The following is a 17,049-nucleotide window of genomic DNA, read 5'->3' as shown; positions in this document are numbered from 1 at the left end:
CCGACCCCGCTTCAAACCCGAGGACCCCGCGGTATGCGCTTTCGCCCCCAGTACGCCCTTATCGCCCTTGCTGCACTTGCCCTGACCGCCTGTGGCGGCGGCAAGGTCAAGCGCGTCTCCGAACCTGCGGCCAGCATCCAGCAGCTCACCGTCGGCAACGACGGCAACTGGGAGGTGGAGCTGCGCCTGCGCAACTACAGTTCGATGCCGATGCGCTTTGACTCGGTCGCGCTGGCTGTGAAGGTCGGCGACGAGAGCGCCGGCACCCTGAGCGCCACACCCGGCGTATCGATCGGCCCGGAATCGGCGGATGTTGTCAGCGTCCGCCTGCAACCGAGCTCCTCGGCCCGCATCGTCGTCGCCGATGCACTGGCCGGTGGCCGTTCCGTGTTCTACGAACTGGAAGGCAGCATCGGCGTCACGCCCGAAGACCGGAAGCAGCGCAGCTTCGAGGTGAAATCCCGCAACAGCCTAAGCCAGGCACCGGGTCTGCCCGGCGTGCTTCGCTGAGTTCCCGCCTCCGTTTTCCGCATCGTTCGAGAATCGTCTGATGAGCACCTACAAAGCCCCTGTTAACGACCTCCGTTTCGCCCTGCATGACGTGCTCAAGGCCGAGTCCTTGTTTGCCGCGATGGGCCTTGAAGATGCCAGCACCGACGTCATCGACGCCGTGCTGGAAGAAGCCGCCCGCTTCAGCGCCAGCGTGCTGGCACCGCTGAACGCCATCGGCGACCAGACCGGCTGCACCCTGGACAAGGCCACCGGCGAGGTCACCACCGCACCGGGTTTCAAGGAAGCCTATGCGCAGTTCATCGAAGGCGGCTGGACCGGCCTGACCGCGTCTCCGGAGTTCGGCGGACAGGGTATGCCGGGCACGCTGGGCATGGCACTGAGCGAGATGGTGTCCTCGGCCAACCTGGCCTGGAGCCTGTTCCCGATGCTCTCGCACGGCGCAGTCGAGGCCCTGAAGCACTACGGTGAGGACTGGCAGAAGGAAGCCTTCCTCAAGCCGCTGGTGGCCGGCCACTGGACCGGCACCATGTGCCTGACCGAACCGCATGCCGGTACCGACCTGGGCCTGATCAAGACCCGCGCCGAACCCAACGCCGACGGCAGCTATGCGATCACCGGCACCAAGATCTTCATCACCGCCGGCGAGCACGACCTGAGCGAGAACATCGTCCACCTGGTGCTGGCCAAGCTGCCGGATGCGCCGCCCGGCCCGAAGGGCATCTCGCTGTTCGTCACCCCGAAATTCAAGGTCGACCGCAACGGCGCCATGGGCGAGCGCAATACGCTGCGCTGCGGCTCGCTGGAGCACAAGATGGGTATCCACGGCTCCTCGACCTGCGTGATGAACTTCGACGGCGCCCAAGGCTACCTGGTCGGCGCGCCGCACAAGGGCCTGATGGCGATGTTCGTGATGATGAACTCCGCCCGCCTCGGCGTGGGCGTGCAGGGCCTGGCCCAGTCCGAACGCGCCTACCAGGGCGCGCTGGCCTACGCCCGCGAGCGCCTGCAATCGCGCGCGCCCAAGGGAGCTCAGCTGGCGGACAAGCCGGCCGATCCGATCATCGCCCAGCCCGATGTGCGCCGCATGTTGCTCACCACCAAGGCGCTGACCGAAGGTGGCCGCCTGCTCGCCGCACACGCCTACACCCAGCTCGATACCGCCCAGCACGCCGCAGACCCGCAGGCGCGTGCCGATGCCGAGACGCTGGTCAGCTTCCTCACCCCGATCGTCAAAGCCTGCCTGACCGAGTGGAGCATTGAAGCCACCTACAACGGCCAGCAGGTGTTCGGCGGTCACGGCTACATCGCCGAGCACGGTATGGAGCAGTTCGCGCGCGATGCCCGCATCACCACGCTGTATGAAGGCACCACCGGCATCCAGGCGCTGGACCTGATCGGCCGCAAGACCGCCGCCTCCCAGGGCGCCGGGCTGAAACTGTTCGCCGCCGAGATCGAGCAGTTCATCGCCGACAACGCCAACAACCCGGCGGTGGCCGAATTCCTGCCGGTACTCGGCGCCAAAACCCGGGAATGGGGCAAACTGACTGTGAACGTGCTGCAGCGCGCCGCCAGCAATCCCGAAGAACTGGGCGCAGCCAGCTGGGACTACCTGTTCTACAGCGGCTACGTGGCACTGGCCTACTGGTGGGCGCGCGCAGCGGCCGCCGCGCAGGCCTCAAGCCAGCCGGAAGCGTTCAAGCAGGCCAAGCTGGAAACCGCGCGCTTCTACTACGCCCGCGTTCTGCCGCGCACACTCACCCATGCAGCCAGCATGGAAAGCGGCGCCGATCCACTGATGGCCATGGACAGCCTCCGTTTCGGCGACTGATCCGGCCGCCTCCGCCCCGTCGCGGGCGCCTCCTCCGGCGCTCGCGGCTTTTCAGGCGCTGCTCCAGACGCGTTTACACAATCTGTCACACATCGTGTATAAGCTGTTTTCCCGATGGAGACAGACACTACACCGCGTAGTCTGATCGATACCGGAGCCGACTCTTCCGCTCCGACACCGGGGATTTCGCCCTCGCCCTCCCTGCACCGCCTCGGCGCCGTGCGCCTGCTATCGCTGGATGCGCATGGCCGCGTGCTCGACTGGATCAACTGGCAAGACGCCAGCTGCCTGTATGTGCGCGGCGCAGTGGCGTGGACCCTGGGCGATCCGTGCCTGCACGTGCATGGCGCCATTTCCCGCGCGACCGGCCTGCCCAGTGGGCTCGACCTTCACCCGATCATCGCCTCGCGTGGCCACGCACGCTCGCGCGCGATCAATCCCACGCCCAATCTGACCAACCCGGCCCTGTTCGCACGCGATGCGCAGCTGTGTCTGTACTGCGGCCAGCAGTTCAGCCGGCCGCAGCTCACCCGCGACCATGTCCTGCCGCTGTCCAAGGGAGGGCGGGATATCTGGGAAAACGTGGTTTCCGCCTGTTTCCAGTGCAATTCGCGCAAAAGCAACCGCACCCCGCAGCAGGCGCACATGCCGTTGCTCGCGGTGCCCTACCGGCCCAGCTGGATCGAGCACCTGATCCTGTCCAACCGGAACATCCTTGCCGACCAGATGGCGTTTCTGAAGGCGCAACTGCCCAGGAACGCCGTGCGCCGCAGCGTCTGAGGGCGCGCATCTGCAGTTGCCGCCCCTCGCCCCGGGCGCGAAGCGGCGACGACTTGTCTGAACCGGCACTTCAGTTTGGCCGCATCCGCGCCCATCCCCCGCCCACATCTGCGGCGCTTTGCTTGCCCCACCCCCGGTTGGCGGCCAAAATACCGTTTCGCTTGAAACACGAAGAAAATGATCGACTCTGCCTGCTACCCGCGCCTGTCGCGCATCCAGACTCCTGCCGACCTGCGCCAGTTCGATGAAAGCGAACTCGGGGCGATCGCGGGCGAGTTGCGCGCCTATCTGATCGAATCGGTCGGCAAGAGCGGCGGCCACTTCGCAGCCGGCCTGGGGGTGATCGAACTCACCGTTGCCCTGCACTACCTGTTCAACACGCCGGTTGATCAGCTGGTCTGGGATGTCGGCCATCAGACCTATCCGCACAAGATCCTGACCGGGCGGCGTGACACCATCCACACGGTCAAGCAGAAGGGCGGCGTGGCGCCGTTCCCCAAGCGCGAGGAGAGCGAGTACGACACCTTCGGCGTTGGCCACTCATCGACCTCCATTTCCGCCGCGCTGGGCATGGCCATCGCGCGCCAGCGCCAGGGCGACACCCGCAAAGCCGTGGCCGTGATCGGCGATGGCGCGATGACTGCCGGCATGGCGTTCGAGGCGCTGGCCCACGCTGGCGGCATGGATGACGAGCCCAATGTGCTGGTCATCCTGAATGACAACAACATGTCCATCTCCGAAGCCGTCGGGGGACTGACCAAGATGCTCGGCCGTGCCACCGCCAGCCGCACGCTCAATGCGCTGCGCGAGGGGGGCAAGAAGATCCTCGGCGACAAGCGCCACAGCCCGCCGGCCCGTTTCGTCAAACGCTGGGAAGAACAGTGGAAAGGCATGTTCGTGCCGTCCACCGCGTTCGAGCAGATGGGCTTCCATTACACCGGCCCGATCGACGGCCATGACCTGCCCCTGCTGCTGACCACCCTCAGGCGCCTGAAGGACGCCAAGGGCCCGCAGCTGCTGCACATCATGACCACCAAGGGCAAGGGCTACGAACCGGCCGAAGGCGACCAGATCGGCTATCACGCCGTGGGGCCGTTCGATCCGAGCAAGGGCCTGCCCACCAAGAACGCGCCAAAAAAACCCACCTACACCGACGTGTTCGGTGACTGGCTGTGCGACGCGGCCGCCGCCGAGCCGCTGCTGATGGGGATCACCCCGGCCATGCGCGAGGGCTCCGGACTGGTCCGTTTCAGCAAGGAATATCCGGCGCGCTACTTCGATGTCGCCATCGCCGAGCAGCATGCAGTTACGCTCGCCGCGGGCATGGCCACACAGGGCGCCAAGCCGGTGGTGGCCATCTACTCCACTTTCCTGCAGCGCGCCTATGACCAGCTGGTGCATGACGTCGCCACACAGAATCTGGACGTGCTGTTCGCCATCGACCGTGCCGGCGTGGTCGGCCCGGACGGTGCCACCCATGCGGGCAACCTCGATCTGAGCTACCTGCGCTGTGTGCCCAACATGGTGGTGATGGCTCCCGGTGATGAGGCCGAGTGCCGGCAGATGCTGACCACCGGCCTGCGCTACAACGGCCCGGCGGCGGTGCGCTACCCGCGTGGCACGGGTCCGGGCGTGGCTGCCGGCAACGATCTGTCGACGCTCGAGATCGGCAAGGCCCAGCTGCGCCGTTCGGGCAGCCGGATCGCGCTGCTGGCTTTTGGGGCCACCCTGCCGGCCGCCGAACAGGTCGGCCGTGAGCTGGACCTGAGCGTGGTCAACATGCGCTTCATCAAGCCGCTGGACCAGGCGATGCTGCTGGAACTGACCCGTACCCACGAAGGCTTCGTCACCATCGAAGACAACGTGGTGGCTGGCGGGGCCGGCTCAGGCGTCTCGGAACTGCTCAACGCCGAGGCGGTGGTCATGCCGGTGCTGCACTTGGGCCTTCCCGACAGCTACCAGCATCACGCCAGCCGCGAAGACCTGCTGAGCGAAGCGGGCATCGACGCGGCGGGCATTCGCGCCGCCATCCTCAAACGCTGGCCCGAACTGCAGGACACCGCCGTGCCGGTGAGTGCGGCCAGCTGAAGCAAAAGCCCCGCATCGCGGGGCTTTTGGGTGACGGCGGGATAACCGTCGCCGTCGTGAAAGCAGCGGGTATTGCCCTGCACATCACTCAGATCCAGCTGTCGCGCAGGCGCAGGAGCCGCGCCGCTGGTCCCTGCGGATCCATCAGCTCAAAGCCGCTCCAGACAAAACCAGGCGCGACCAGGCAGCTCACCAGCGCATGTGAACCCAGCGGCCGCGCGGCCTGCCACATTCCTCTGGGCACGATCGCCAGCGATACCCGCCCCTGAGCGACCGCGCCCAGCACGGTTCGCCGCACCGGCGACTCACCGCCCTCCCACAGCAGCAGCTCCAGCGGCTCTCCTGCCTGCCATTGCCAGACTTCCTCGGCATCGATGCGATGCCACGCACTGCCCTGTCCGGCGCCGAGCAGGTAGTGGATGGCGGTCAAGGCAGGACGCGTCACGCCCTCGACAACGACCTGCTGCGGCGATTCATGGAAGCGACGGAAAAAGCCGCCCTCCGGATGTGGCCCCAGCTGCAACTGCGACACCAGCTGTTCAACCTGCCCGCCCATACGCTCATCTCCGGCGATCAAAAACAAAAAGGCCCGCGCATCGCTGCACAGGCCTTGATGATTACAGTAATTGGTCGGGACGGCCGGATTTGAACCGACGACCCTCTGCCCCCCAGGCAGATGCGCTACCAGGCTGCGCTACGCCCCGATCGTTACTGCTTCGCCTTGCGGCGAGCCGGTGATTATACCGGCTTTGGTTCGAAAATAGTTCAGCGGCGAAGCAATTGCAGCACTTCTTCCAGCTCCATCCGCACCTGGCGGATGATCTGGTTGCTCAGCGCCGACTCATCGCGCGCGCCCTCCCCTTCCAGTCGCAGGCGGGCGCCGCCGATGGTGTAGCCCTGCTCGTACAGCAGGCCGCGGATCTGGCGCACCATCAGCACGTCATGGCGCTGATAGTAACGACGGTTGCCACGGCGCTTGGCCGGCTCGAGACTGGGAAACTCGGTCTCCCAGTAGCGCAACACATGCGGCTTGACGTCACACAGCTCGCTGACTTCGCCGATGGTGAAGTAGCGCTTGGCCGGAATCGGCGGAAGTTCGCGGTTACTGCCCGGATCCAGCATATGCCTCCACCCTTTCCTTGAGCTTCTGGCCCGGACGGAAGGTCACCACCGTGCGGGCGGAAATCGGAATTTCCTCGCCGGTCTTGGGATTGCGACCCGGGCGCTGGTTCTTGCGCCGCAGGTCGAAATTACCGAAGCCGGACAGCTTCACCTGACGTCCCTGTTCCAATGCATCACGCAGCACATCGAAGAACGCGTCGACAAATTCCTTGGCCTCACGCTTGTTCAGACCGACTTCGTCGAACAACCGGTCCGCCATCTCCGCCTTGGTCAATGCCATGCCTGCTCCCTGTTTTCCGCCTCAACCACGGATCTTCGCGCCGTGTTCGCGCTCGATCGCGGCCACCACCCCGGTGACCACTGCGTCCACGTCGCGGTCCGTCAGAGTGCGCGACTTGTCCTGCAAAATCAAGCCCATAGCCAGACTCTTGAAGCCCGGCTCGACCCCCTGTCCGACGTAGCGATCGAACAACACCACATCGCGCAGCAGCTCGCCAGCGGCCTGGCGGATAGTTGCCGACAATACCGACCATTCCACCTGTTCAGCGACAACCACCGCCAGATCACGGCGCACCGCCGGGAAGCGCGACAACTCGCTCGAACACGGCAGCGGGCGCCGCACCAGCGGCGCCAGATCCAGCTCGAAGCCGATCACATCCAGATCGATTTCCATTGCCTTGGCCACACGCGGGTGCACCTGGCCGATCCAGCCGATGCACTGGCCATCACGCCAGATGTCAGCCGACCGCGCCGGATGCGCATATGCACGCTGCGAGGCACGGAACTCCAGCACCGCGCCGGAGGCGGCAGCCAGCGATTCCAGATCACCCTTCAAGTCATGGAAATCGACCTTGCGCGCCTTCTCGCCCCACTGCAGCGCAGCCGCATCGCCACAGACCACGGCGGCAATGCGCACGGTTTCCTTCGGCGCCGGCTTGCCCTCACCGGCCTGCGCTTCGAACACGCGGCCGATCTCGAACAGGCGCACGCGCCCCGCCTGACGGGCCACATTGCGGCCCAACGTGGCGACCAGCCCCGGCAGCAGCAATGGACGCATCACTGCCAGTTCGGCAGACAGCGGATTGGCCAGTGCTACCAGCCCCGCGCTCTGGCTCCACTGCTCAAGCAGCTGCGCATCGACGAAGGCGAAATTGATGGTTTCCAGCATTTCGCGCGCCACCAGCTGGCGGCGCACGCTCACCTCGTCCAGACGGGTCTCGCTGGGCATCGCAATGCGCGCGGCACCGCCCGGCAAGGTGGTCGGAATGGCTTCATAGCCGTGGATACGGGCCAGCTCTTCGATCAGATCCTCTTCGATGGCGATATCGAAACGACTGCTCGGGCCGGTCACATTCCAGCCTTCGGCAGCGGCCTCAACCCGCATGCCCAGCGCACGCAGGATGCGCTCGACCTCGGCATCGTCAATCTCGATGCCCAGTACGCGGGTGATCCGCGCGCGGCGCAGCAGGATCTGGGCCGCTACCGGCAGATCGGCTTCACGCACCGCCTCGGTCACCGGTGCCGGCACACCGCCGGCCAAGTCCAGCAGCAGGCGGGTGGCGTACTCGATGGCAATACGCGGCAGCTGCGGATCGACGCCGCGCTCGAAGCGGTGACCGGCATCGGTATGCAAGCCAAACTTGCGGCCACGCCCCATGATCGCGGCCGGCGCGAAATGCGCGGCCTCCAGGAACACATTGCCGGTGGTATCGGTCACGCGGGTGTCGAAGCCACCCATCAGGCCGGCCAGGCCCACCGGACGGTCGGCATCGGTCACCACCAGGAAGCTGTCATCCAGCGCGGCATCGCGCCCATCGAGCAACTTCAGGCTTTCGCCGGCGCGCGAGCGGCGCACTCCGATCTGGCCTTTGAGCGTATCCAGATCGTAGGCATGCATCGGCTGACCCAGTTCCAGCATCACGTACTGGGTGATATCCACCAGCAGCGAAACAGGGCGCACGCCACAGCGGCGCAGGCGTTCGGCCATCCACAGCGGCGTGGTCGCGCTCGCATTGACGCCCTCGATCACGCGGCCCAGGTAACGCGGCGCTTCGGCACCCGCATCGAGCTGGATCACCAGTTCGCGCGAACCCTGCGCGGCCACCGGCTCGGCCACGAATGGCTTCACTTCGCTGCGGGTCGCCGCAGCCACGTCGAAGGCGATACCGCGCACACTGAAGCAATCAGCGCGGTTCGGAGTCAGTTTGATCTCGATGCTGGCGTCCGGCAGGCCAAGGTATTCGACCAGCGTGACGCCGACTGGCGCGTCATCCGGCAGTTCCAGCAGGCCGGACGCGTCGGTGTCCAGGCCCAGCTCCCTGGCCGAGCACAGCATGCCGTTGGACTCCACCCCACGCAGTTTGGCCGGCTTGATCTTCAGCTCGCCGATCTGCGCACCGACCATGGCCAATGGCGCAACCAGCCCCGGGCGCGCATTCGGCGCCCCGCACACGATCTGCAACAGCTCCCCCTGACCGGCGTCAACCTTGCACACCTGCAGGCGGTCGGCCTGCGGATGACGCACGGCCTCGACGATGCGCGCCACCACCACGTTGTCCAGGCCATCGCCCAGCGCCGTCACGTCTTCGACCTCCAGACCGATGGCGGTCAGCACCGCGCTGAGTTCGTCACGCGAGGCCGTGGTCGGTACGTGGCTGCGCAGCCAGCTTTCAGAGAATTTCATGTCTTTACCTTGAGGGGAGGCGCACCTCCCGTTGCGGTTTCTTTTATTGATGCCCAGCGCTTGGCGCCCGGAGCGGATCAACGTTCAGATGCGGCCGAGCAGGGCCCGGCATTCCAGCCCTGGGTCAGGCGAACTGCTTGAGGAAGCGGACGTCGTTCTCGAAGAACGCGCGCAGATCGTTCACCCCGTAGCGCAGCATCGCGAAGCGCTCCACGCCCAGGCCGAAGGCGAAGCCGGTGTAGCGCTCCGGGTCGATGCCGACCGACTTGAGCACGTTGGGGTGGACCATGCCGCAGCCCAGCACTTCCAGCCAGCGGGTGCTGCCATCCGGCTGTTGCCAGGCGATGTCCACTTCCGCCCCCGGTTCCACGAACGGGAAATAGCTCGGGCGGAAACGCATCTCGAAATCACGCTCGAAGAACGCGCGTACGAACTCGGACAGCGTGCCCTTGAGGTCGGCAAAGGTGGAGTGCTCGTCCACCAGGAGGCCTTCGACCTGGTGGAACATCGGCGAGTGGGTCTGGTCGCTGTCGCTGCGATACACCTTGCCGGCGGCGATCATGCGCAGCGGCGGCGTGTGCTCGCCCATGTAGCGCACCTGCACCCCGGAGGTATGCGTGCGCAGCAGACGACCGTCACCGAAGTAGAAGGTGTCGTGCATGGCGCGCGCCGGATGGTGCGGCGGGAAGTTCAGCGCCTCGAAGTTGTGCCAGTCATCTTCGATTTCCGGGCCTTCGGACAACTCGTAGCCGAGGCGCCCGAAAATCTCGGTGATCCGCTCCAGGGTGCGCGTGACCGGATGCAGCCCGCCACGCTCGCCATGACGGCCCGGCAGGGTGACATCGATGCTCTCGGAGGCAAGCCGCGCATCCAGTGCCGCCTCTTCAAGCACAACCTTGCGCTCGGCCAGCGCCGAGGAAACCGCGTCACGTGCGATGTTGATCGCCTCCCCCGCCGCCTTGCGTTCCTCGGCGGGCAAGGCCCCAAGCTGCTTGAGTTGCGCAGTGATGCTGCCACTTTTGCCTAACAGCGAAACACGCAGGTTTTCCAGCGTTTCCGGGCTCTGCGCCGCAGCCACATCGGCCAGCGCCTGCGCAGTCAGGGATTGGATGTCACTCATGGGATCGACGAAACCTCTGGCCGGCTTGCCTACGCGGTGCGCGCCGGGCCGACCCCCGTCGCCACCAGTAGCTGATCGCCGCGCAACCATCGGCAGCAGCAACCAGCACAAAAAAGAATGGGGAAGGACTTGCGCCCTTCCCCATGCATTGTCTCACCACAGCCATTGCGCGTGAACGCTACAACTGCTGCAGGAAGGACTTATGCCGCCAGTGCGCCCTTGGCCTTTTCTGCCAGAGCGGCAAAACCGGCTGCGTCGTGCACGGCGATATCAGCCAGAACCTTACGGTCCAGGGTGATACCGGCCTTCAACAGGCCGTTCATGAAACGGCTGTAGCTCAGGCCGTTGATGCGGGCAGCCGCATTGATGCGGGTGATCCACAGCGAACGGAAATTGCGCTTCTTCTGCTTACGGCCAATGTAGGCGTACTGCTGTGCCTTGATGACTGCCTGCTTGGCGACGCGGAAGACCTTGCGACGGGCGTTGTAATAGCCCTTGGCCAGATCCAATACTTTCTTGTGGCGGCGGCGCGCCTGCACACCACGCTTTACTCGTGCCATGGTTCAGTCCTCAGAGGTAGGGAAGCATACGGTCCAGACGGCCTGCGTCTTCTGCGCGGACGTGATTCGTCTGACGCAGGTTACGCTTCCGCTTGGTCGCTTTCTTCGTGAGGATATGGCTGCGGTTGGCATGACCGCACTTGTACTTGCCGGAGGCGGTCTTGCGGAAACGCTTGGCCGCCGCCCGGTTGGTCTTGATCTTGGGCATCGCTATGTCCTTGATGGTCTCTTTTCACTGACTGGGCGGTGGTTTTACCCACACTTTCCGTCCCTGCCCTTGTCTGTTTAAAGCCCGCACTCCCACTGGAGGCAGGCAGGTCCTGGGTGAAGCAAACAACAAACCCGGCGAACCGGGCCGCCCATTATGCCGCCCCCACCTGCCACTTGCAATCACAGGCAAGCAGATCGTGAAGCGTAACAACTGGCACGGTGCAGAAAGACCCACTTGCCGTCCACCCAGCTGACGGGCGACGCGGAGCCGCCGCAGCCTTACTTCTTCTTCGGCGCGATCATCATCACCATCTGTCGACCTTCCAGGCGCGGACGGGACTCGATCACGATGTCTTCCCCCAGATCAGCCTCGAGCCGGTTGGCCATTTCGCGGCCCAGCTCCTGATGGCTCATCTCGCGACCACGGAAGCGAATATTGACCTTGATCTTGTCGCCATCCTCCAGGAAACCGCGCATCTTGCGCAGTTTGATCTGGTAGTCGCCCTCGTCGGTGACCGGACGGAACTTCACTTCCTTGATTTCGACCTGCTTGGTCTTCTTCTTGGCCTCGTTGGCCTTTTTCTGCGCTTCGAACTTGAACTTGCCGAAGTCCATGATCTTGCACACCGGCGGATCAGCCTGCGGCTGGATCTCGACCAGGTCCAGACCTTCTTCTTCGGCCATCGACAGCGCTTCGTCGCGCGACAACACGCCAACCATCTCTCCGTCGCTGCCGATCACGCGGACGCGCGGCACACGGATTTCCTGGTTGCGGCGGTTCTGTTTGTTGTCAGGGGTACTGATATTGCAATCTCCGAATGGACTTAGAACCGGCCCTGAGGAACACTCCATCAAGGCCGGGGCTCTACTTATTACTTCACTTCAGCGTGCAGCCGCTCGATAAAGGCCTGGACCGGCATCGACCCAAGGTCCTCACCGGACCGCGTACGTACCGCTACGGCCCCATTCTCCTTCTCGCGGTCACCCACGACCAGCAGATACGGTACGCGCTGCAGCGTATGCTCACGAATCTTATAGCCGATCTTTTCGTTGCGCAAATCGGCGTCCACCCGGAACCCTTGATCCGCAAGGGTTTTGCGAATCGACTGAACGTATTCAGACTGCGCATCGGTGATGTTTGCCACCACAACCTGCACTGGCGCCAGCCAAGTCGGGAACGAGCCGGCGTGGTGCTCGATCAGGATGCCCAGGAAACGCTCCATCGAGCCGACAATGGCCCGATGCAGCATGACCGGGTGCTTCTTCTGGCTGTTTTCATCCACATACTCGGCACCCAGGCGGCCCGGCATCATGAAGTCGACCTGCATGGTGCCCAGCTGCCAGGTACGGCCAATGGCGTCCTTCAGGTGGTACTCGATCTTCGGGCCGTAGAAGGCGCCCTCACCCGGCAACTCCTGCCATTCCACGCCGCAGCTGGACAGCGCCGAACGCAGCGCGCCTTCGGCCTTGTCCCAGGTGGCATCGTCACCCAGGCGCGATTCCGGGCGCAGGGCGATCTTGATCTGGATCTCGTCGAAGCCGAAGTGCCGGTAGACCGCCAACGCCTGCTGGTGGAACGCGGTCACTTCCGATTCGATCTGGCTCTCGGTGCAGAACACATGGCCGTCGTCCTGGGTGAAACCGCGCACGCGCAGGATGCCGTGCAGCGCACCGGATGGCTCATTGCGGTGGCAGGAACCGAATTCGCCGTAACGGATCGGCAGGTCGCGATAGCTATGCAGGCCCTGATTGAACACCTGCACGTGACCGGGGCAGTTCATCGGCTTCACCGCATAGGTGCGCTTCTCCGATTCGGTGAAGAACATGTTGTCCTGGTAGTTGTCCCAGTGGCCGGACTTCTTCCACAGGCTCACATCCAGGATCTGCGGGCAGCGCACCTCACCGTAACCGCTGTCGCGGTAGATCTTGCGCATGTACTGCTCGACCACCTGCCAGATCGACCAGCCCTTCGGATGCCAGAACACCAGGCCCGGCGCCTCTTCCTGCAGATGGAACAGGTCCTGCTGCTTGCCGATGCGGCGGTGATCGCGCATCTCGGCTTCTTCGATGCGCTTGATGTAGGCCTCAAGCTGCTTCTTGTCGGCCCACGCGGTACCGTAGATGCGCTGCAGCTGCTCGTTCTTGGCATCACCGCGCCAATACGCACCGGAAATGCGCATCAACTTGAACGACTTCAGGAAGCGCGTGTTCGGCACGTGCGGGCCGCGGCACATGTCCACGTATTCCTGGTGGTAGTACATGCCCATCGCGGTGACGTCATCGGACATGTCTTCGATCAGGCGCAGCTTGTACTCCTCGCCTCGCGCCTTGAAGATCTCGATCACTTCCGCACGCGGCGTGACCTTCTTGATGACGTCGTAGTCCTGCGCGATCAGCTCGCCCATGCGCTTCTCGATCGCCGCCATGTCTTCCGGCGTGAACGGGCGCTCGCTGTAGATGTCGTAGTAGAAGCCTTCGGCGATGACCGGGCCGATCACCATCTTGGCGTCCGGGTAAAGCTGCTTGACCGCGTGACCGACCAGGTGGGCGCAGGAGTGACGGATGATCTCCACACCCTCATCGTCCTTGGCGGTGATGATGCGCAGTGCCGCATCGTGGTCGATCACGTCGCAGGCATCGACCTGCACGCCATCAACTACACCGGCGATGGTGGCTTTGGCCAGGCCCGCACCGATGGACTGGGCCACGCCCATGACGCTGACCGGGCTTTCGAATTGACGGACGCTGCCGTCTGGAAGAGTGATGTTGATCATGGATTCACCTGGAGTCGAGGCCCGCCACGCGGACCTGGAAGCCCGCCTCACAGCGCGACTTCAACGGGATTTGGTCAATAAAAAAGCGCCACAAAGGCGCCTGCAACGGGCTGTGGCAATGAATCAGCAGTAGGCGATGGTAGTGCTCATGTCACACACTCGACCGGCGCTTTGCGCGGGCCACCTGAAAACGGAGTACGGGCGGGATTCTAGCGCAATCCCGCCCTTCACGCCCCATGCCCGCCAGCCGCTACCTCGCCAGGGCGCGGGCCTGTTCCTGCTGACGATCGGCAGTCAGCGGCTCATCCCGCCCCTGTTCGACCTGCGCCAAACGCAAGCTGCTCTGCTCCAGAGGTTGCTGCACCGCCTGTTGGCGTTCGACGAACACACGGCGCATCGCCGGGTCGTTCATCTCGCCCTGCACCGCGATCAGCCCCTTGCCATCCTGGCTGGCGACCACGTGGTCGATGCGACTCAGACCACCGCCCCGCGCCTCCAGTGCCATCTGTCCGGCGGCATTTGCCAGGGCCTGACGATCCTGGAAACCAGCCTGCGGCGATAATGCTTCCAGCTTGCCCAGCGCCTCCTGGAACAGCCGATTGCCGGGATGGGCCGGATCGGACATCAGTGCGGCGCCCTGCCCCTGCGACTGGCCCAGCGCACGCAGCTTGCCCAGTGTCGCAGGCCCGGCGATGCCGTCAGCATGCAGGCTCTGGCCGCGCTGGAACTGTTTGACCGCGTCCACAGTGTGGTTGCCGTAATCGCCATCGGCGCGCAGCTCGCGCCCCTGCTGATCACGGATTCCCTGTGCACGCAGCATCTCCTGCAACTCACGCACCGACTCGCCAGCCTCGCCCTTGCGCAGCACACCATCGGCCAGCGCATCGGCCCCCGCCGCAACTGCTGGGCTGACTCTTTGGCCCACTTCACCACGCCCCAAACGGCCCATCACCTCCGGAGTCAGCTTGCGCTCCCAAGTCTCGAACCGTTCCTTGCGATCATCCAGACCATTGAACCCGCCGTTGATTGCACGGGTCGCCGCGCGTACGTCCTCACGCGAAGCTGCCGGCACGCGGCTCTCCCAATACCACACCGCGATCCGGGCTGCGTTTTCCGGCTGCGCTGCCAGTTCGGGGTGTTTGACCAGGTCCAGGTCCAGGGCTCCCCCGGCCTTCGCGTAATTCTCTTTACCCGTCAGCTGGATGTAGCCGCGACCACGGTACAGATAGCCATCACCGGGCTGGTTGTTTCCCATGCGACCGCCGTACATCAGCTCACCGAGCGCTTCGGGGTGGCCGCGCAACGCCTCCAACCGGGCCGCCTCCAGTGCCCCAGGACCCTGGCGCATGGCCGATGCGACCGGAATCTGCGAAATGTTCCGTGTATAGCGGAAACTCTCTTCCAGCCGGCTCAGCCCGTTGGACTCGTGGCCGACCTGGGCCATGAAGTTGGCCAGCTCGCGCGGCGAAGTGATGCCCGCCTGCGTGGCCTGCTGCAACAACTGCGATTCCCTATCCTTTGACATGATGAAACTCCTGATTGACTTGCCTTGAACAACCCCGCCTCCAGGCGAGGCGCGATTACGGCAGCGTCACCGCCGGCACGCTGGACGGATCGAAATCCTCGAACCGCACCTTGCCGAGTTCGGCTGCCGTGAAATCCTTTTTGTTTTCCGCATCGGTCTCGGTATCGATGACCTGTCGGCTTACCCCTTCCAACCACCATGCCTTGTCGGCAGGTGCATAGCGGAACGTATAAGAATCGGTCCAGCGCTCACGGCTGCCACCGCTATTGACCACGGTGAAACTACCCGAGGACACGCGCGCATAACCGAACGGATCGCCCATCACGCCGCCGCAGTTGGAGCACGGCACCAACTTGTTATTGCGAGCGGCCAAGTGCCATTTCCCATCCGCTCCGCCCAGCACCAGCATCACGATGCGGTCAGGGCCATTTTCGCCAGCCGCCAGATTGCCTGGGGCCGGTGGATCAATGACCAGCAGGGCATCTTCGATGCCATCACCGTTGAGGTCACCCTTAATGGTTTCCAGCGGCTTCGCCCCTGCGGGCACAAACGCCTGGGCACTGTCCTTGACCTCGTCACGTCCCGCTTCCATAGATTTAGGCTCCTTTGATTGCATATTCGAATCATCCGCCACCTGTGCGGGCGTTGTTACGGAAGTTTCTGTTGCGATCGCAGATTCATCCACCACCTCGAGAGGCTGGGAATAGCAGCCCGCGACAACTGCAGAGGAAAAAATCGCCCCTAAGAAAGCCGGAAGATATTTCATGAACAAGAACGCTCCGTTTTAAAATTTATTAAACAACCACATTAATCACAAGAAAATAATAAATAGGGAAAATCCATGCCACCAGAGTGACCGAGGCTGAAATAAACGAACTAACACCTAACGCACTACAAAACGACACCCAACCTCCAACACAATTATGCATCCGCCGCGCCGTCAACCTGCAAATACCCCATGAAACTGCAGAGACCACCCTAGAATAATATAGCCACCATCAGCGGCGCAGTCAGAATCAAGTTGGCGAAAGTAGAACCAACGGCAGCAGAATGCCTCAACCAACTCGCCACTAAGCTACCGGACACTTCAATCGCCGGCATGTCACTTTTAATACGCAGCATTCAGAACTACGTCAACAAAAGTCCAGACACCGAGAGCGATGAAGCCTCTACCGAAAGATCATCTCCTTAGAACGCACTTCCCGGAGACCTTCACAAACCGAGGCGCAACCTTAATAAAAAATACAAGAACCAAAATTCATTAGCCTTGAAACAGAAAATCAAAAATACTCGAATTGGGGCTCAGTGCAATTCGCATGAACGACCTCACATTCCGTCCCGCCCTCATCACTGCAGAACTGTCTCGCTAAAACAGAAGCAGCACCGACAGTTTCACTACTAGCATAACCCGTTTTCTGAACCCCAATAACGGAAGTAGCAATTGCCGCGCATTGATTCTTATAGCTCAGCAGCACTCTACAGTCAGAAGCACCTTGATTTTCACATCGTTGAACTGCGTCATTTATAGCATCCCTTTTACGACGCAACCCCCATGCAATTCCAACCTTCCCATTGCTCGCCATGGAAATGGCACCCCAGGTTTTTATCCACCTTCCGCTCGGCCTGGACTCTCCTACGCCAGAGCCAGAAGCCGGAATTGGAGCACATCCCTGTACACCCTGCCCACCTATCGGATATGACCCCGGGGGACATCCACCCTCTGCAGAAACCTGCCCGGGAAATAGCGTCAATAGCGCAATAATCGCGATCGAAAACAACAATTTACAAAACGCAAAATGGAAAACTCGACCGTGCATATCCACCTCCCATGGTAATCCCCCCGCAA

At 63.2% G+C, this 17,049-nt stretch carries 16 protein-coding genes and 1 tRNA gene; 4 read left to right on the top strand and 13 right to left on the bottom strand.

Annotated features, from left to right (window positions below; genetic code table 11):
- Window positions 1-33: 33 nt before the first annotated feature.
- The 4 genes from ARC78_RS06580 to dxs all read left to right on the top strand — a co-directional run bounded on the left by ARC78_RS06580 (window position 34) and on the right by dxs (window position 5,209).
- Entirely contained in the window at window positions 34-510 is a 477-nt protein-coding gene (locus tag ARC78_RS06580; RefSeq protein ID WP_054660554.1) for an LEA/WHy family protein, read from the top strand.
- A 40-nt stretch (window positions 511-550) separates the two neighbouring features.
- Window positions 551-2,341 (top strand): acyl-CoA dehydrogenase C-terminal domain-containing protein, encoded by a 1,791-nt coding sequence (locus ARC78_RS06575; RefSeq protein ID WP_057505964.1) that lies wholly within the window; start codon window positions 551-553, stop codon window positions 2,339-2,341.
- A gap of 114 nt (window positions 2,342-2,455) precedes the next feature.
- Window positions 2,456-3,121 carry an HNH endonuclease gene (locus ARC78_RS06570; RefSeq protein WP_054657708.1) on the top strand — a complete coding sequence of 222 codons (666 nt, stop codon included), beginning with the start codon at window positions 2,456-2,458 and terminating at the stop codon, window positions 3,119-3,121.
- 177 nt (window positions 3,122-3,298) lie between these two features.
- Window positions 3,299-5,209: a 1-deoxy-D-xylulose-5-phosphate synthase gene (gene dxs / locus ARC78_RS06565; RefSeq protein ID WP_057505963.1), complete on the top strand. Its 1,911-nt coding sequence runs from the start codon at window positions 3,299-3,301 to the stop codon at window positions 5,207-5,209.
- 88 nt (window positions 5,210-5,297) lie between these two features.
- Here dxs and ARC78_RS06560 read toward each other — a convergent pair whose 3' ends face one another.
- The 13 genes from ARC78_RS06560 to ARC78_RS17015 all read right to left on the bottom strand — a co-directional run bounded on the left by ARC78_RS06560 (window position 5,298) and on the right by ARC78_RS17015 (window position 17,020).
- The gene (locus tag ARC78_RS06560) at window positions 5,298-5,765 is read right to left on the bottom strand and encodes a cupin domain-containing protein (protein ID WP_054657706.1); all 468 of its coding nucleotides are present in this window, start codon (window positions 5,763-5,765) and stop codon (window positions 5,298-5,300) included.
- A 71-nt stretch (window positions 5,766-5,836) separates the two neighbouring features.
- Window positions 5,837-5,913 (bottom strand) — tRNA-Pro (locus ARC78_RS06555).
- 61 nt (window positions 5,914-5,974) lie between these two features.
- Window positions 5,975-6,331 (bottom strand): MerR family transcriptional regulator, encoded by a 357-nt coding sequence (locus tag ARC78_RS06550; RefSeq protein WP_054657704.1) that lies wholly within the window; start codon window positions 6,329-6,331, stop codon window positions 5,975-5,977.
- Window positions 6,312-6,611, bottom strand: coding sequence for an integration host factor subunit alpha (locus ARC78_RS06545; protein WP_054657702.1), 300 nt, complete (start codon window positions 6,609-6,611; stop codon window positions 6,312-6,314). Before ARC78_RS06545 ends, ARC78_RS06550 begins: the two co-directional genes overlap by 20 nt.
- Before the next feature lie 21 nt (window positions 6,612-6,632).
- The gene (pheT, locus tag ARC78_RS06540; protein WP_057505962.1) at window positions 6,633-9,014 is read right to left on the bottom strand and encodes a phenylalanine--tRNA ligase subunit beta; all 2,382 of its coding nucleotides are present in this window, start codon (window positions 9,012-9,014) and stop codon (window positions 6,633-6,635) included.
- A gap of 124 nt (window positions 9,015-9,138) precedes the next feature.
- Window positions 9,139-10,134, bottom strand: coding sequence for a phenylalanine--tRNA ligase subunit alpha (pheS, locus tag ARC78_RS06535; protein WP_054657699.1), 996 nt, complete (start codon window positions 10,132-10,134; stop codon window positions 9,139-9,141).
- A gap of 200 nt (window positions 10,135-10,334) precedes the next feature.
- The gene (rplT, locus tag ARC78_RS06530) at window positions 10,335-10,694 is read right to left on the bottom strand and encodes a 50S ribosomal protein L20 (protein WP_054657697.1); all 360 of its coding nucleotides are present in this window, start codon (window positions 10,692-10,694) and stop codon (window positions 10,335-10,337) included.
- 10 nt (window positions 10,695-10,704) lie between these two features.
- Entirely contained in the window at window positions 10,705-10,902 is a 198-nt protein-coding gene (gene rpmI / locus ARC78_RS06525; RefSeq protein WP_002811096.1) for a 50S ribosomal protein L35, read from the bottom strand.
- A gap of 281 nt (window positions 10,903-11,183) precedes the next feature.
- Entirely contained in the window at window positions 11,184-11,756 is a 573-nt protein-coding gene (gene infC, locus ARC78_RS06520) for a translation initiation factor IF-3 (protein WP_083468393.1), read from the bottom strand.
- Window positions 11,757-11,776: 20 nt separating this feature from the next.
- Window positions 11,777-13,678, bottom strand: a complete 1,902-nt coding sequence (gene thrS, locus ARC78_RS06515) for a threonine--tRNA ligase (protein WP_054657693.1) — start codon at window positions 13,676-13,678, stop codon at window positions 11,777-11,779.
- Between the two features lie 250 nt (window positions 13,679-13,928).
- Window positions 13,929-15,203, bottom strand: coding sequence for an XVIPCD domain-containing protein (locus ARC78_RS16290; RefSeq protein WP_083468392.1), 1,275 nt, complete (start codon window positions 15,201-15,203; stop codon window positions 13,929-13,931).
- A 55-nt stretch (window positions 15,204-15,258) separates the two neighbouring features.
- The gene (locus ARC78_RS06505) at window positions 15,259-15,969 is read right to left on the bottom strand and encodes a hypothetical protein (protein ID WP_241772688.1); all 711 of its coding nucleotides are present in this window, start codon (window positions 15,967-15,969) and stop codon (window positions 15,259-15,261) included.
- Between the two features lie 514 nt (window positions 15,970-16,483).
- Window positions 16,484-17,020, bottom strand: coding sequence for a DUF4189 domain-containing protein (locus tag ARC78_RS17015; RefSeq protein WP_083468394.1), 537 nt, complete (start codon window positions 17,018-17,020; stop codon window positions 16,484-16,486).
- Window positions 17,021-17,049 lie beyond the last annotated feature (29 nt).

Origin of the sequence: Stenotrophomonas pictorum JCM 9942, assembly GCF_001431585.1 — a bacterium.
Taxonomy (GTDB): Bacteria; Pseudomonadota; Gammaproteobacteria; order Xanthomonadales; family Xanthomonadaceae; genus Stenotrophomonas; species Stenotrophomonas pictorum.
The sequence above is the reverse complement of the archived record's forward strand: the minus strand, read 5'-3'. Positions and strand labels throughout refer to the sequence as shown.

What these genes read in the sequence shown, in the direction of transcription:
- ARC78_RS06580 (WP_054660554.1), top strand. Translation starts at nt 34, where the DNA reads ATGCGCTTTCGCCCCCAGTACGCCCTTATCGCCCTTGCTGCACTTGCC.
- ARC78_RS06575 (WP_057505964.1), top strand. Translation starts at nt 551, where the DNA reads ATGAGCACCTACAAAGCCCCTGTTAACGACCTCCGTTTCGCCCTGCAT.
- ARC78_RS06570 (WP_054657708.1), top strand. Translation starts at nt 2,456, where the DNA reads ATGGAGACAGACACTACACCGCGTAGTCTGATCGATACCGGAGCCGAC.
- dxs (WP_057505963.1), top strand. Translation starts at nt 3,299, where the DNA reads ATGATCGACTCTGCCTGCTACCCGCGCCTGTCGCGCATCCAGACTCCT.
- ARC78_RS06560 (WP_054657706.1), bottom strand. Translation starts at nt 5,765, where the DNA reads ATGGGCGGGCAGGTTGAACAGCTGGTGTCGCAGTTGCAGCTGGGGCCA.
- ARC78_RS06550 (WP_054657704.1), bottom strand. Translation starts at nt 6,331, where the DNA reads ATGCTGGATCCGGGCAGTAACCGCGAACTTCCGCCGATTCCGGCCAAG.
- ARC78_RS06545 (WP_054657702.1), bottom strand. Translation starts at nt 6,611, where the DNA reads ATGGCATTGACCAAGGCGGAGATGGCGGACCGGTTGTTCGACGAAGTC.
- pheT (WP_057505962.1), bottom strand. Translation starts at nt 9,014, where the DNA reads ATGAAATTCTCTGAAAGCTGGCTGCGCAGCCACGTACCGACCACGGCC.
- pheS (WP_054657699.1), bottom strand. Translation starts at nt 10,134, where the DNA reads ATGAGTGACATCCAATCCCTGACTGCGCAGGCGCTGGCCGATGTGGCT.
- rplT (WP_054657697.1), bottom strand. Translation starts at nt 10,694, where the DNA reads ATGGCACGAGTAAAGCGTGGTGTGCAGGCGCGCCGCCGCCACAAGAAA.
- rpmI (WP_002811096.1), bottom strand. Translation starts at nt 10,902, where the DNA reads ATGCCCAAGATCAAGACCAACCGGGCGGCGGCCAAGCGTTTCCGCAAG.
- infC (WP_083468393.1), bottom strand. Translation starts at nt 11,756, where the DNA reads ATGGAGTGTTCCTCAGGGCCGGTTCTAAGTCCATTCGGAGATTGCAAT.
- thrS (WP_054657693.1), bottom strand. Translation starts at nt 13,678, where the DNA reads ATGATCAACATCACTCTTCCAGACGGCAGCGTCCGTCAATTCGAAAGC.
- ARC78_RS16290 (WP_083468392.1), bottom strand. Translation starts at nt 15,203, where the DNA reads ATGTCAAAGGATAGGGAATCGCAGTTGTTGCAGCAGGCCACGCAGGCG.
- ARC78_RS06505 (WP_241772688.1), bottom strand. Translation starts at nt 15,969, where the DNA reads ATGAAATATCTTCCGGCTTTCTTAGGGGCGATTTTTTCCTCTGCAGTT.
- ARC78_RS17015 (WP_083468394.1), bottom strand. Translation starts at nt 17,020, where the DNA reads ATGCACGGTCGAGTTTTCCATTTTGCGTTTTGTAAATTGTTGTTTTCG.